The organism is Paenibacillus sp. GCM10027630 (assembly GCF_042676305.1).
In the GTDB taxonomy this organism is placed as follows: Bacteria; Bacillota; Bacilli; order Paenibacillales; family NBRC-103111; genus Paenibacillus_S.
Window position 1 is genome coordinate 68,379 of sequence record NZ_JBHTGY010000059.1, and the last position, 15,238, is coordinate 83,616.

A 15,238-nucleotide genomic window follows, 5' to 3' on the forward strand; every position below is an offset into this window, starting at 1 on the left:
CACTTACATGACATAATTAATTTTACCTGGATTAAGCAAGCCCTGCGGGTCATTCTGACGTTTTCTTCTTTCCATACTACCCACTTCACCGCGCCCGCCGTTATCCAACACCCATGTATGAGGATCGAAAATTTTTACACCGATCGATTCGAAATAGCCAATTATTTCATAGAGCCTTTCCTCACTCTTATAAAAAACGAGCGGCAAGCAAGTCGGCGTAACATTCCCTCCGCTGCGAATCCACTCGAAGTGAAAGAGCACCTCATCCCCAAATTGCTTCTTAATCAAATCCATCTGTTCCATATAGGAGCCCAAATTAAAACCAGCTTGTAAATAAGTTAAAGTCGCATCGGTTTTCATTGCCCACAACGTTGTATGGTTCCAAGTAAAGTCAGAAACCCCAATCGTTTTCCGGTATTTTTCCGATTCTATTACATGCCCGATATGACCTCCATAGCTTTGCGCCAGCACCTCAACCTGCGGCAGCAGACCATCGGCAATTTCCAGCATAACCGCCGCCATATCCAATTCAATGAATTTGCTAAGCGGAGTGAAGTACGAGGGAACAGGCCATTCCATTGGACTGATCAAACGTTTGTGTATGGCCCCATCTTTAGCCAAAGCTTCACTAAACCGCATGGATTGCTCGAATGAAGGAAACTGTGAAATCACCTGTACCCACTCCGTACGCGGAGCAAGAGGGATGGTCACCTCCGTCATAATTCCCGTTGTCCCATAATTATGAATATAATCGTATAATTCCTTGCCAGCGACAACCAACCGTTTAGGCGTCTCTTCCATCGTATAAATGACAGCTTCCAGAACATTTCCGTCCCATAAATTCCCATAAGTAATGGAGCCAATCCCACCGGAACCTCCACTCACAAATCCGCCTACCGTCGCTTTTACATAAGTACTCGGATAAATTCGAATTTCTTGCCCCGCTTCACGAGCGGTTTTGTCCATCACCCCAAGACGTACCCCACACTGCAACCGAGCGAACCCTTCTCCAATTTCCAAAATTCGATCCATTCGACTCAAATCCAGCACAATGCCGCCTTGCAGCGGGACAGCCTGGCCATAATTGCCTGTGCCCGCTCCCCGGACCGTCACCGGAATCTGATAGCGGTACCCGAATGCAAGGACGGCAGCTACCTCCTCTTCATTACGAGGCAGAGCGACTCCATCGGCCGGTTTATTGTCCTTCAATCGATTATCAAGTACCGGCGAATACCAGTAATAATCCTTCGATAACTTCTCTCTCGTAGCCATATCAAACACAACAACTTCTTCACCAAGCAGCTTCATCATTTCTTTTTCCCACTCTAAATCTGTAGCCATCGAAACCTCACTCCTTCTATTAATGATGCAAGGCAGCAGACACTTGTCGAACAAGCTCATTGAATTGGGTAGAGGTTCTATATTCATCATCCCTGGGAAACGGAACAGGAATATCGATCTGCCCAGATATTTTGCCCGGACGCGCCGTCATAACAACCACACTGGTAGACAGGAACACAGATTCAAAAACATTATGAGTTACAAAAAGCACTGTCATTTTTTTATCCTGCTGCCATATATTTAACAGTTCGTTTTGCAGGGTTTGCCGTGTAATTTCATCCAAAGCTCCGAAAGGCTCATCCATCAACAGCAGCTTAGGCCTGGAAACTAGCGCTCTTGCTATAGATACACGCATTTTCATCCCGCCGGATAACTGTCTCGGCAGCACCTTCATATAATCCTTCAAACCAACCATTTCAAGAACACGCTCTGCTTCCTGCTTCTGTGTTTTTTTATCTACTCCGCGCAATTCCAGAAGAAGTCTAACATTGGATTCAACAGTCGACCAAGGCAAGAGGGTGTGATCCTGGAACACGAAGGAAATGTCACTTTGCTTGCGCGCCTCCTTAGGAGTAGTTCCAAAAACATCTAAAGTTCCCGCGCTAGGAGCGCTAAGTCCGGTTATGATTTTGAAAATGGTCGACTTCCCGCAGCCGGACGGTCCAACAAAACAGAGAAACTCTCCTTCATTTATCGTCAAGTTAACGTCTTGGAGAGCCACCGTACCATTGGGGTATATTTTCGACAAATTCTCCATGCTGACAAAGCCCTTTTTCGCGATATCATTGACCGGAGCCGCAAAGATTTCAGACACTTCCATAATGTCAGTTTCATTCCGCATTCCAATCATCTCCCGTCCCTCTTGAATTAATCCATTTCTATCTTGAATGATTTCATATCAAATCTGGACATGTCCATCAACGCTTCAGCAAGATGCTCACCATACCGCTTTACCATAGCCTCACCCTTAGACACCGTTGCTTTAGAGGCATCACCGGATATCCCGGATCGAGACAGATCATCCATTACCCAAGCGAAGGCGCGGCTGCGAAATTGAAGATATCGCGAATCAGGAAACCGCGGAAATTCTGTCGGAGCCAGCTCCATATGCACCCAATCAGGCTGCGCAGCAAGGACAAGAGAAGTTTCAACATCACCCGCATGAATCCCATACTGTTTCTCCACAGGTGTAATCCACTCATCTGCCGAACCAAGCCCTCCAGGATCCAGCCGAAAAACAGCCATGCCCGTTTCTACCCGAATCTCTCGCGCCATCATATTCAACAAATCCGTGTTGCCGCCATGGGTATTCACAAGAACCAGCTTCTCAAACCGACTCATTCGCAAGCTCTTGGCGATATCCATCAGGACTGCCATCAATGTAGTTGCAGATAACGAAATAGTGCCCAGATGACCCAAATGCTCCGTACTTTTTCCATACGGGATAGCCGGAAGGAGCCATATATTAGCCTCGTCCGGCAATTGCTCGAACGCTTCAGTAAGAACCGTTTCGGAAATTAATGTATCCGTAAATACAGGCATATGTGGACCATGCTGTTCAACAGCTCCTATCGGTAAAACTAGCAAAGCGTCATCCTTAGAGAGCCGTTCCACCTCCAGCTTGCTTAAACGAGGATAAAAGCGTTGATCCCACGCCTTTCCCGCTCCCCTATATCTTCCAGTCTTCAAGAGCAACACCCCCAAGAATCTTTCTTTTTCAATCCAACATTCTTTATCAAGCATTTATCAAGCTCTACAAACACAGCTCGCTGCAGCATTTGATTCATTTCAAATTTTATATTGCTTTAAAGCAGCCGCCACATTTGCCACCCTTTCACCCAACCGGGCTGCCATAATCAATTCACGCTTATCCGGCAGCAATGAACTATCAGGCCCCGCCAAGGTTGAAGCACCATAAGGTGAGCAACCAATTGCATCCGCCGTCAAATATTCAGGATTTTCTGTATAGGGCAATCCTACAAAGATCATTCCAAAATGAAATAACGGAACCATCGAAGTTAAAATCGTCGCCTCATGCCCCGTATGAATCGAAGCCGTACTATTAAAAATGCCCGTAGGCTTCCCCTCCAAGGCACCGTCTATACAGAGCTCTCCCGCAAACTCAAGGAATAACTTCACCTGAGCAGGCATCATTCCGTAGTAAGTAGGAAATCCCCATAAAATTCCGTCTGCCCACCGCAAATCTTCATTCGTCGCAATGGGAATTTCCCGCTGCTGCTCCAGCACAGCTTCATATTTACTGTAGCGATCCCTCAACCTAAATCTTCCCGATAATTCTCGCTCCACCTTATCTTGGCCTGTTTTATCTTGCTTCAGCTCAAACTCAGATTGTTCCGGTTGAACCTTTTCCTCTTCTTGCTTATTCCTATCCAAATTGATCGTCCGGTTTAAAGGCGACTCCATCTCCGCAATCCGCACAATGCGAACTGCATTTCCACCCGCCCGTTCCGCCCCATCCGCAACAGCTTGCGCCATTTGGTAGACATGGCCGAATGCACTGTAATATACAACGAGTATATTTGCCATTACGAATATCCACCCCATTTCCGAAGCGAAGAAGATGATTTCAAAAGAGAGCCTCCCTTAATTATCCGAACGTTTCCGGAAAGAGACCTCCTCAATTGCCTGCTCCCAATATCCAGCTAATATACTATCTTTCCATTGCGCCTTGCCCGCCGCCACACGAACCCATTTCCCTTGACTGTACACCCAGCGACGATCAGGCAGCAAAGTGAACAATTCTTCAGGAGATTGACAATCTATTACTACAAAATTAGCATCACAACCGATTTTGACCCCATAGCACTCAAGCCCAAGCACAGTTGCCGGTACGTCCGTAATCATCCGCAGCAAGGTACGAAGATCTGCCGGCCGCCCCATATGAGCTGCATACGATGCAATCAACGCAATCTGAACCAAATCCCCTCGCCCGAACGGGTGAAACGGATCATGTATATTATCCGAAGCTACAGCTATCGAAATGCCCGCCTCCCAAATTTCCTTTAATCTGGTAACCCCTCGTCTAACCGGAAATCCATCTTCTCTACCCTGGAGATACAGATTCACCGCAGGCAGCGAAACAGCCTTCAACCCCGAATCCGCCATTCGTTCAATTAATTCATGAGCATCCCTATCGGTCATTGAAGCAAGCGCACATAGATGGTCAACTGTAACTCGACCACCATACCCATATTCCTCCGTTCGCCGTGCCGTATGTTCAACCGTACGCATCATAGGATTATCCGTCTCATCCGAATGCAGATCAATAGGCAGATCATACTTCTCAGCTAGGGCAAAAATTCGATCAATATCCCCCTCCGGAGTCGGAGACAAGTGGGGAGCTCCCCCAATTCCATCTACCCCCATACGCAGCGCCTCTTCAACCGTCTCGACCTCTGATTGGTTTAAGCCATAAGGAATCATCGGGAAAAGCTGCAAACGGATATAAGGTGACAATGCTTCTTTCGCTTCAAGCGCCGCTTCAATTGTGCGCAATGCCACTTCTCTTGAAGCTCTAATATTAAAATCAAGATGCGTGCGAATATGTGTAGTACCAAAGGACAGAGCCTGCATGGATGAGCGCATGATTCTTGACTTGATTTCGGATTTAGTAAAAGCTGGAGACGCCACAGAATAATTGCGGACCGCCTCCTCAAGTGTACCGCTTATATTTTCAACCGATGTTAATGAGAACGATTTATCCAGATGCATATGGGAATCAACAAAGCCCGGAAGCAGCATCTTTCCTTCCAAATCTATTTGGCAAACAGCGGAAACATCCGCCGCTTTACCAAGATCACACTTCTCCAACGAAACAAAATCAGGCTGTGCAGCATTGGCTTCCTGCGCCTCGATACGAGTCCATATACCATCACGAACCGATACCCGGTACAACAAGGATTCATTTTCCATAGGAAGTCTTACATTCAGCAGATCCAAGTTCAACAACGAAGCCAATACCGCCACCCCCTGAGATTACTTACTTTTTAATCAGTCTATTTCTTTGGTAAAAATTTAGTCGTGAACACTTTATCAATATCTTCTTCCTTCTTCAAAACACCTACATCCACAAGCTGCTTTTGCACCTCAGCCCAACGCTCCTTGGTCATAATACCCGTTCCCTTAGTAGCAGCGTCGCCGCCGTACACAAAGTCCATTTCTTGCTGTGCACTAAACTTCATCATGTCTAAGCCCATATCAGGGTTTTTCTCTTTAATAGCCGGATGAATTTCTTCGGAATGATCTTTGTAATAATCCCAACCCTTAACCGTCGCCTCAACAAATGCTTTCACTTGATCAGGATGCTCAGCAATCATCTTTTCCGTAGTAAAGTACACACCTGCATAAATTCCATAACCGGAATCCGCAACCAACAGCGTACCAATATCCACATTTTGCTGCTTGAGTGTGAAGGGTTCAGAAGTAATGTAACCTTGCGTCAAAGCATTTGGATCACTAACAAAGTTAACCAATTGGCCTGTATATTTCATTTCTTGCGCACTATCCAGCTTGTATTTTTTCTTAATGAATTGCCAGAAGCTTGCAGTGGAAGCTACATACACCTTATGCCCATTCAAATCACCGAAATCTTTAATTCCTTTATCCTCTTTGTGGTAAAAAATAGCTTGCGGACTCTTCTGCATGGATGTAGCAATAGCTACAATCGGAATCCCCTCTTGTCTTGCCACCAAAATATCATCACCGTTAGCCATACCGAATTGAGCTTTTCCGGAAGCAACAATCTGCGTTGCCGAAACCTGCGGACCACCAGGCATAAGCGTCATGTCAAAACCCGCATCCTTATAATACCCTTTGGCCAAAGCCGCAAAGTTACCTCCATGCTCAGGTTCGGCAAACCAGTTTAAAATCAACGTAGTTTTCACCAGTTCTTTTGGAGCAGGTGCAGGCGCTGGCGCAGCCGCATCAGCAGGCTTTGCAGCGGGTGCTGTTTCAGCCGGTTTGGCACTCCCGCAAGCTGACAGCACACCTAGAATCAACACTAAACAGAGCGACATAAATGCATTGCGTTTGACCAATACCTTAGTAGCATGATTGAATAATTTCATTTCCTTTCCCCCTCCTAATTTTGTTCAACTGATCTACCTCGGTATACATTTGTACCACCGTTGTTATGAACTAAAATATACGGTACGCGTCATGTATTAGTCAATATATATTACATGTCTTTGTGTTTTTTGCCAATAAAACGAACTATTTTTGTAATTTTTCATTTTAATGTTAGTTAATCTTACATATAATTAGGTTTGCTTCAATAATTTTTCTGAATTCCTCTTACATCTAACGCATGTTTACAATTAGAAAAGACATCTTCCTTAGTCGCGAATTAGGTCAGGTCAAGAGACACAGGCCATTCACTGTAAGTTAGATGTCTATTTTATCCCACTGCTTAAATCGTCCCGACAACAACACCCAATTCATTCAACCAACGGCGATACGCAACTGAAAAAAGATCAACCCTATGATTTAATTCAACCTGCAAGTCAAGCGGAAGCAATTCCGGTTTCTGAGTTTCGATAATTCTGGCATCCTGATCAAATACGATATCTTGAAACTTAATAAAATTTTCATCCGGCACATCAAAGCCATAATTACGCGAGACGACCATAAATACCAGACATTCTTCCGCGGTAACCGGCAGTACAGTAAGCATGATCCACAGAGTTTGACCGTTACTAGGGTCTGCTTTCGACAATCGCGCCGACAAAGGGCGGTATACTTCTTTCATATATACATAAGTGGTACCATCCTTCTTGTCTGAGCCCGAATGTGCGATCGGCTGAAAGATAGGGATATTTTCGATGTAAATACGATCTTTTTCTTTATTTACCTTGTAACCCGGCAGCTCCGCATAATCTGGATGACCCAGCAAGCCTTGATGAACAAACATAAGATGTGCAAAATCAGTGAAATTCTCAATCACTCGTGTTCCAGCCGCATTTACTTTGTAAGGACCGCAGGCCAAAGGACGAAACTCTTCGCTATCAAATTCTTCAAAATGAGGTAAATCAGCTGCCGGCTCGCCAATACATACCCAGATAAAGCCATACTTCTCCACACAGCCGTACGCATCTACTTTGGCCCTTGACGGGATAACTTCACCTTTAGGCTGGGCAGGAATACAGACACATTGTCCCGATGTATCGTACTTCCAGCCATGATAAGGACAGACAAGCACCTCATCCTCAATTCGGCCCTTGGAGAGCATAGCTCCCCGATGAATGCACAAATCTCTAACAGCATGCACCCCTTTATTCGTACGATAAATAGCTACACGTTCTCCCAACACTATTACACCAATCGGTTGATCTTTTAATTCAGAAGCAAGATAAACAGCATGCCAATCATTCTCTAACACGGGGTCCTGCAGACGCTGCAAATACATAGAAATCATCCTCTCCTGAATAGGGGTAATTATTTAATCAACACTTGAAAATATAGGGTATTTCGCAGCAAGCTTACTACGAAGAATATCAACCCTCGCCTGCGCCCGCGCGAGTACTTCGCGCTCATCTATCCATACAGACTCCCCATTCTCAACAACAACACTCCCCCCGACAATGACAAGATCAACATCGTTGCCATTAGCATTGTAGACGATCGCCGAGGATACCCGATGTAGAGGGCTTATATGGGACTTCATCATGTCTATGGCCACCAGATCCGCCTTCTTCCCAACCTCCAAGCTTCCCAAGTCATGACTTCTACCCATCGCCTTAGCTCCATTGACTGTAGCCATACGCAGCACATCCATCGGAGGCAGCAGTGTTGCGTCTAGTTCATTTACTTTGTGCAAGCAAGCCGTAAACTTAAGAACCTCCAGATTATCCTGGCAATTGTTGCTGCCCGGCCCATCCGTTCCCAATGCAACATTAATCCCCATACGCTGCATCTCAGGAACTCTGGCCACGCCTGATGCAAGGTACATATTAGAAACAGGACAATGAACTACCGATGCTTTCTTAGCACGAATAGTCTCCAGCTCACCATCATCAAGCCAAATACCATGGACTACCTGTGTATGCTCACCCAACAAGCCCACATCATTTAACAGCTCCAAGTTCCGTAATCCATAACGTTCCATAGTGTTGTCAATTTGTCCGCTTGTCTCAGCTACATGAACATGTGAGATCAGCTTATGATCGCGGCTGAACTTGGCTGCATTCTCAAGATACCCGCGCGAGCAGCCATACAAATTAAGAGGCCCGAGCGCAATTTCAATTCGTCCCGATGCGGCGCCATCCCAGTCATCCAACAGCCTCTCGGTACTTGAGAATATTTGCTCCTCCGTTTCCCGCAAGCGAGGCTCATTACTTAAATCAGATCCACCGCGTGCCAAGTGGCCCCTGATCCCAGAATCAACCATCGCCCTTATAACCCCGGAATCATTTTGCGGAGAAGTGTGAATATAATGATGATCCATCACATAAGTCGCGCCGGACTTCAGATTCTCCATACACCCGACTAATGCAGCTAAATAAAAATCCTCCGGCTCCATCGACAAGCTAAGTGGCCATATGATTTCACGCAGCCATTGAGCAAGCGGCAAATGATCGGAAACCCCTCGCATAAAAGTCTGGAATAAATGCGTATGTGAATTCACAATCCCTGGAATGACCGCTTTCCCTGCAGCATTGTAAACAAATGTCGATTTGGCAATCAGATGATCCAGGCTGCCGTCCGCTTTCCACTCCCCCACCTCTTTAATAACATCGTGTTCAACGTAAACATACCCCGGTTTAAAGACTTGATTACCCTCATCCATCGTCAGCACTGTACCGTTATAAATCAATTTACTGGCCACCAATTCACCTCCACGTCAGATTACATTACGCGATTGTATTAAAATCCATTAATCAATAAGAATTTCTAGATCCAACTAATCTGTTGTTATATTTGTTAACACGATTATATGCAGGCAATAACATATCGTCAATACCTTTTGTAATCCATAACACCTTGATTTCTTTCGTTTTGTAATTGATTACAATATTTTAGTTTTCAATTGGTAATAAATTATCAGTTTGTTATTTCTTTTCGTTAATTATGATAAAATATTCAAAATACGCTTCAAGGGGGATGTACGATGCTGGAACTACCAAATTTGGATCAGATCGATCAAGAAATTATTAAATTACTGCATGAGAATGGTCGCATGTCGTATGCGAAGATCGGAGAACAACTGAATCTTTCTCGTGTAGCCATTCAAAAGAGAGTCGAGGCTTTGGTAGAAAATGAGATTATTGAGAACTTTACAATCCGGCTTAACGCTACCAAGCTGGGGAAAGTCGTCAGCGCCTTCTTCGAGATTGAAGTCGAGCCCCGTTTTGCCCAAAATGTTGGCAATTCCTTAAGCGCTGATCCCAATGTGATAAGCATTTACCAAATGACCGGCCCAAGCACCCTGCATATGCATGCATTATTGAAGGATGAGGATGCTCTGGAGAAATTTCTATACCAGCACATCTATAAATTAGAGGGTGTCGTTCGTGTCAACACACAAGTTGTCATCAAGCGCTTTAAGCAAGGTACCGGACTGGAATTGTAAAGCATGAAAAAAAGGGCCGATCCTTCAGTCTGAAGTGACTGCTGGATCGGCCCTTTGCCTTATGGCTCCAAGAAAATTATGAATAGGATTAGTTAATGAACTCTACAAATTGCAGCAAGCGTTTAAGCATAACCGCAGCTTCTGCGCGAGTTGCTTGATTGTTAGGTGCATAGGATTTGTCCGTTATACCATTGACAATACCAGCGTTAACAGCACCCGCTACGGCATCCTTGGCCCAAGCGGAGATTCGGGAGCTATCCTCGAAGGCTGCCAGCTTTTGGGCATCTGTATTGCCTTTCTTGCCTGCAAGCTCAATCGCACGCACAATCATAACTGCAATTTGCTCACGAGTGATCGTTGCTCCCGGTTGGAACGTACCGTTCTCGAAACCGTCAACCAGACCGGCTTTGGCGGCTGCTCCAACAGCTCCGGCGAACCAATCATTCGCTTTTACATCGGAGAACTTCGTCGTTGCTTCTTCTGTAAGACCAGTAGCGCGCACTAGAAGAGCTGCAAATTCCGCTCGTGTGATTGGATTTGACGGCGCGAAGCTTTTCTCTGTCAAACCGTTAACAAGCAGCTTGGATGCAAGCAGCTCAATATCTGCTTTTGCCCAATGCTCATTAAGATCACTGAATGTTTTGTTCGCTTGTACAACGGAATAAATACTATTGCCTGGACGAGTTATCGTTACCTTTGTGCTGCTTCCATTGGTGCTGAATTTAGTCGGAACAAAGGTCATCGTACCGGTAGTCGGGTTATACATAACCCCTGTAGCATTCTTCGTATCAACTGAGCTCGAAATCTCGAATGTTCTGGATACATATGTTTTTCCAAAGTCATTGACCGTTGTTTTCTTGCCGTTCGCTTCAGCCGTAACCGTGAAGTCTATAGCACCTGCCAGCTGGGTTGCCCCATTTTTGTTAGCAATCGCATCAATAGCTCCAGCGGCTGCACCGCTAATCTTTTCAACCATTATGCTGAACTTCACGTCCTTGGCCTCTGCACCAAGTGACTTAGCCAAAGCTGTTATATCTACCGCTTTAACAGGTAAGTCGTAAGTAGTTCCGTTAGCTTTGATGGATAAAATTGCATTTGGTAATTTCGATGCCGCTTCAAGCACTGATGAAGCCGGAACTTGAACGATGGATACCTGCTCGGTTCCTTTTACTTCGATGGTGATTGTGTTTGCACTAGCTGTGAGTGTTTCGATCGCTTTAGTCAGCGCCACTGCATCAAGTGTAACCTGCGCAGCTGATTTCCCATCTACGGTTACTTTTTGCGGCTCCGGACTAATTACAGCGTTAGTTGATGGAGTTGTAACAGGAGCTGCTCCACCGCCACCACTACCACCGCTGCCACTGGAACGATGGGAAACGTTTTGTATGACAGGCGCTATGAATTTCAGGAAGTTTCCTAAGATGATATTTCCTTCAGCATCTCTTTGATAAGGCAGAGCAGGCTGCAGGCTTGCAAAGTTAGCATCCGAAAGCGTTTGGCCTATACTGTTTACAGAGCTGGTACCGTTAAACATAAAGTTGCTGTTGTCAATTAGCTCTGCTGGATAATTATCTTTAGCTGTGTAGCTTTTTTGGTAAGAAACAAAGCCATTAATTTTGAAATCAGTCGGAATACCTGTATACGTTGTAAAGTTCAAGTTTCCTTTTGCATTATTAAACGAAATATTATTGCTTTCAGCTCTAACTCCAGGGTTACTATTGCTCGCAAAGCCGTAAGCTCCATTTCCAAAAGCAATACTGTTGCGGATAATATGAGGTACGTGGATTCCTTCTCCCCCAAGCTTAAATCCGTTTTTGTCCCCTGCACCTACTGTTCCATCAGTCAAAGTACCGTTGTTATAGGCGATACTATTTTCAATGATAACAGCTCCGATAGCTCCAGTTCCTACCTTGGTATATAGATCCCAACCATCATCAATATTGTTATGGGCGATATCACCTCTGAATATGTTGCCTACACCGGAAGTAAGCTTCGCGGCAAAGCCGTCTGCATTATTGTCCGCTGGGTCGCGGTTATCGAATGATTCGCAGTTCAGAATCAGGTTGTATGACGGCCAACTCGCCTTGTCTTCGGAATCATCGGTACGGCTGATCTGCAAACCAGTATCACCGTTCTCATAGAATCGGCTGCCTTCTACAGTATTGTAGCTTCCACCTACGGTAAAGCCTTTTGTGTTGCCTGCTGTGCGTGTAAAGTCTATGCCTTTCACATGCCAGTAGTTACCACTTAGTACTACACCTTCGGATTTCTTGTCGAAATCAATAATCGGTTTAGCGCCTGGAGCAGCTACAAGATACTTCTTGGCTGTCGCTGTACCGTCGTTCCCTTTCTTGATCTCAATTTTGGAAGAACGTACGTATTTGCCATCCAGCATTAAGATTTTTTGTCCTTCTCTTACATAAGCGATGGCTGTATCCAGATCAAGAGGGCTGTTAATAGTACCATTACCCTTACTTGTACCAGCCGGAGATACGTAGATGTCTCCATTCTCCACATACGATTTCATATCGACAGTCAGGTTTTTGACCAGTTTGCCGATGGAGGCTAAATTCTGAGTGTCATCCGGTATAAAGCTTGCGCTAAAGTTTGTATACGTATTAGCTGTAACCGTAGTTTTCAGCGAAAGGGTTGCACCCGCTTGAACAACTGTATCCTTGGCAATAACGTTCTGCCCTTGTTTGATCGTAAAGCTGCCTCTAACGTTCGATTTGACGCCTAATGTGTACGCCTCTTTGGAAACCTGGTTCAAAGAAACGAAGTTAAAATCAGGTGTAGCTTTTACAGGAGGTGCTTCCACCTTCGGTGAATCTGTTTGTGCAGCAGTTACTTTCAAATCAATATGACTAACCTCGATCGTCGCAAGACGAGCCGCAAAGAAACCGACATACATTTTAGAGTTTTGTACTTTTAGAATGTCCGGCTCGAAATAAAACGCCTCAGTTCCGTCCGTTGATTTACTATTACCATTAACTTTAGCTGTAAAGCCGCTGTTTGTTTTGACCAAAGTAAGCTTGTAGTCTTTAGCCGGGTACGTATTGGTTATAGCTGGCCTTTCATTGACAAGCATTGTGTTCAATACACTGCCTGTACCTTTGCGGATAAATAATTGCGTTCCATTTGCTTTGGTCGTTCCGCCGCTATATCCGCCAACAGCTGCAATATTGGATGTGAACACGCTGGAATCGCCTGCAGTAGCGTTAGCATCTCTCGCCATGATACCGAAGGATTCTTGTCCGTCATATGGCGTTTTGGCGTATTCAATAACTTTGATGTCAGCTGATAATTCAAAATTATCCTGGTTTGCATCAAGCTCGGTATAGTAATAGGATATGCCATCATGATCCCCGGTTACTTTACCTCCGCCTTCCAAAGCGATAATTTGAACAGTTCCATCATCTTTCACGACTACTTTATTGCTAGCATCGGAAGTAGATTGACCAAATCGGATTGATTTCCATTGATACTGAATCGCATCTTTCACTGTTGCTTTAATTGTGATGGGTGCAATCGACGTATTCAACGGGTTGATTGCAACATTATAGACTCCTGCTTTTGAACCGTCGAAAGCAGCTGGATTGATCGTATATTGACCTACCGGCAGCACTGTTTTATAGGTGCTATCAAAAACCGTCTTGTCATAAAGAGTAGATACTTCTAACCCAGCAGAGTCAAAAGCTTGGCCCACTTGATAGGTGGTCTTAGGATATTTCGTAACCTGAATTCCAGTAACTGCAGGCTGCTTCACATTAACGTCTACAATAGCTGTCTTGGTCTTATCCGTAATATGTGTAACTTTAATTTGCTTTGTACCTACTGTCGAAGAATTAAGAGCTTCAATCGAATATTCAGTGTCTCTCATAAGCCGCGCTTCAGAACCATCGCTATATTTAGCATAGACAATCATTCCGTCCGGCACGAATTGGTCGCCGACAAAATACTGTGTCCTCTTCGGCTGCTGTCTGATTTCAAGTCCAGAAAGCTGGACATTTTTGACCTCAATGTCAAAGCTCGTACTAGTAGTCGGAGTGACTGCAGAAGTGACTTTCACTGTTTTAATACCTGGAGTAGTGAAATACGTTGACTGTGTAACGGTAGTACCTGCAATAGAAAGCGTGTACTGATTGCTGGATAGCTCTCCATTGATAGGTCCATTATTGTAGCCACCAATAACTGCTAGCCCTTGCGAATCGAATAAGTCTCCCAGATTGTAAATAGTTTTGGCAGGGAAGTATTTGATTGCCATACCCGTTACAACTAACGGTTTAACATTTAAATTAATAGGCGCTGTTTTTCCATTGAAATTAACAGTTATTGTGTTAGTTCCAGTCTTGGTGTTGTCAAATCCAGTTACGATATAATCGCTTGGGCTAAGATCGTCCTCGTGTCCGTCCGCGTACACTGCGCTTGCCTTTAAACCAGTTAAGTCGAGGCTGTCACTAACGAAATATTCGGTTTTCATGGAGGATGTATCCAATTTTAATTGAGTAGGTGTTCTAGAGTCCACTGTCACAGCAAAGTTGCTGAAGGTGACTTCCGCATCCCTTGCAATATAAAAACCTGCGTATAACTTATTATTGTATACCGAAGCAGAGAACATATTGTCCAACTTTATTTTTTCACTTTTGCCATTAACAGAAACTTCATAACCATCCCCTGATTTTTTGATACTTAAATCGTATGTCTCTCCAGATGTAGGGGAATTAACACCACTGATCGTCACACTATTGGGGTTAGGTGGTGACGAGGTATTTTGACCGGATGTAAATGCTGTCGTTACTCCCGTTTTGTACGTATATTTTATAATAGGCGAGGCACTAGCAACTCCAAAACCACCTATCGCTAAGTAATTAGAGGTTATTGCAGTAGTAGTATTGGGTGCATCAAATCCAAGATTACCTCTAATCATTAGACCAAACGATGATTGTGCAGGAGTATTAGTTGATACAGACAAACTCTTTACTACCGCCTTTGTACGAATCTCAAAATTGGCGTTTGCGGGTAACTGCTGATTATAGAAAGCCAGGCCTTCATCAGTGCTTGCAATTTTACCGCCATTAACACCTTGAAGGGTTATGGAACCATTACTATTTACAGACATCGTGTCTTTGGTATTACTTGTATTACCACCAAACACGTTAAATTGCCAAGCCGTAGCATCTGCCGAAGCCGTAACCGGTAACATCGACATAATCAGACTCAAAGACATAATCAAAGAAAATAATCGTTTATAATTCCCTAGTTTCAATAAAATGCACCTCTCAAAATCATAGTCAATCATTAAGTAAATAC

At 44.5% G+C, this 15,238-nt stretch carries 10 protein-coding genes; 1 reads left to right on the forward strand and 9 read right to left on the reverse strand.

Going from position 1 to position 15,238, the window contains the following annotated elements; all coding sequences use genetic code 11:
• Positions 1-3: 3 nt before the first annotated feature.
• The 8 genes from ACFQ0C_RS29990 to ACFQ0C_RS30025 all read right to left on the reverse strand — a co-directional run bounded on the left by ACFQ0C_RS29990 (position 4) and on the right by ACFQ0C_RS30025 (position 9,184).
• On the reverse strand, positions 4-1,341 hold the full coding sequence (locus tag ACFQ0C_RS29990; protein WP_379372228.1) for an FAD-binding oxidoreductase: 1,338 nt from the start codon (positions 1,339-1,341) through the stop codon (positions 4-6).
• Positions 1,342-1,360: 19 nt separating this feature from the next.
• Positions 1,361-2,098, reverse strand: coding sequence for an ABC transporter ATP-binding protein (locus ACFQ0C_RS29995; protein WP_379372290.1), 738 nt, complete (start codon positions 2,096-2,098; stop codon positions 1,361-1,363).
• 110 nt (positions 2,099-2,208) lie between these two features.
• Entirely contained in the window at positions 2,209-3,030 is an 822-nt protein-coding gene (locus ACFQ0C_RS30000) for a creatininase family protein (RefSeq protein WP_379372230.1), read from the reverse strand.
• A 99-nt stretch (positions 3,031-3,129) separates the two neighbouring features.
• Complete coding sequence (locus ACFQ0C_RS30005; RefSeq protein ID WP_379372232.1) at positions 3,130-3,888, reverse strand: NAD(P)H-dependent oxidoreductase; 759 nt, start codon at positions 3,886-3,888, stop codon at positions 3,130-3,132.
• A 57-nt stretch (positions 3,889-3,945) separates the two neighbouring features.
• Complete coding sequence (locus ACFQ0C_RS30010; RefSeq protein ID WP_379372234.1) at positions 3,946-5,319, reverse strand: amidohydrolase family protein; 1,374 nt, start codon at positions 5,317-5,319, stop codon at positions 3,946-3,948.
• Positions 5,320-5,357: 38 nt separating this feature from the next.
• Positions 5,358-6,428, reverse strand: coding sequence for an ABC transporter substrate-binding protein (locus ACFQ0C_RS30015; RefSeq protein ID WP_379372236.1), 1,071 nt, complete (start codon positions 6,426-6,428; stop codon positions 5,358-5,360).
• Between the two features lie 341 nt (positions 6,429-6,769).
• Entirely contained in the window at positions 6,770-7,765 is a 996-nt protein-coding gene (locus tag ACFQ0C_RS30020; RefSeq protein WP_379372238.1) for an aromatic ring-hydroxylating dioxygenase subunit alpha, read from the reverse strand.
• Positions 7,766-7,798: 33 nt separating this feature from the next.
• Positions 7,799-9,184 (reverse strand): amidohydrolase family protein, encoded by a 1,386-nt coding sequence (locus tag ACFQ0C_RS30025; RefSeq protein ID WP_379372240.1) that lies wholly within the window; start codon positions 9,182-9,184, stop codon positions 7,799-7,801.
• Between the two features lie 282 nt (positions 9,185-9,466).
• On the opposite strand from ACFQ0C_RS30025, the gene ACFQ0C_RS30030 reads away from it, so the two are divergent.
• Positions 9,467-9,928 carry an Lrp/AsnC family transcriptional regulator gene (locus ACFQ0C_RS30030; protein WP_379372242.1) on the forward strand — a complete coding sequence of 154 codons (462 nt, stop codon included), beginning with the start codon at positions 9,467-9,469 and terminating at the stop codon, positions 9,926-9,928.
• An 88-nt stretch (positions 9,929-10,016) separates the two neighbouring features.
• On the opposite strand, the gene ACFQ0C_RS30035 is transcribed toward ACFQ0C_RS30030, so the two are convergent.
• A complete protein-coding gene (locus ACFQ0C_RS30035; protein WP_379372244.1) occupies positions 10,017-15,194 on the reverse strand; it encodes an S-layer homology domain-containing protein in 5,178 nt (1,725 codons plus the stop codon).
• Positions 15,195-15,238: the final 44 nt, after the last annotated feature.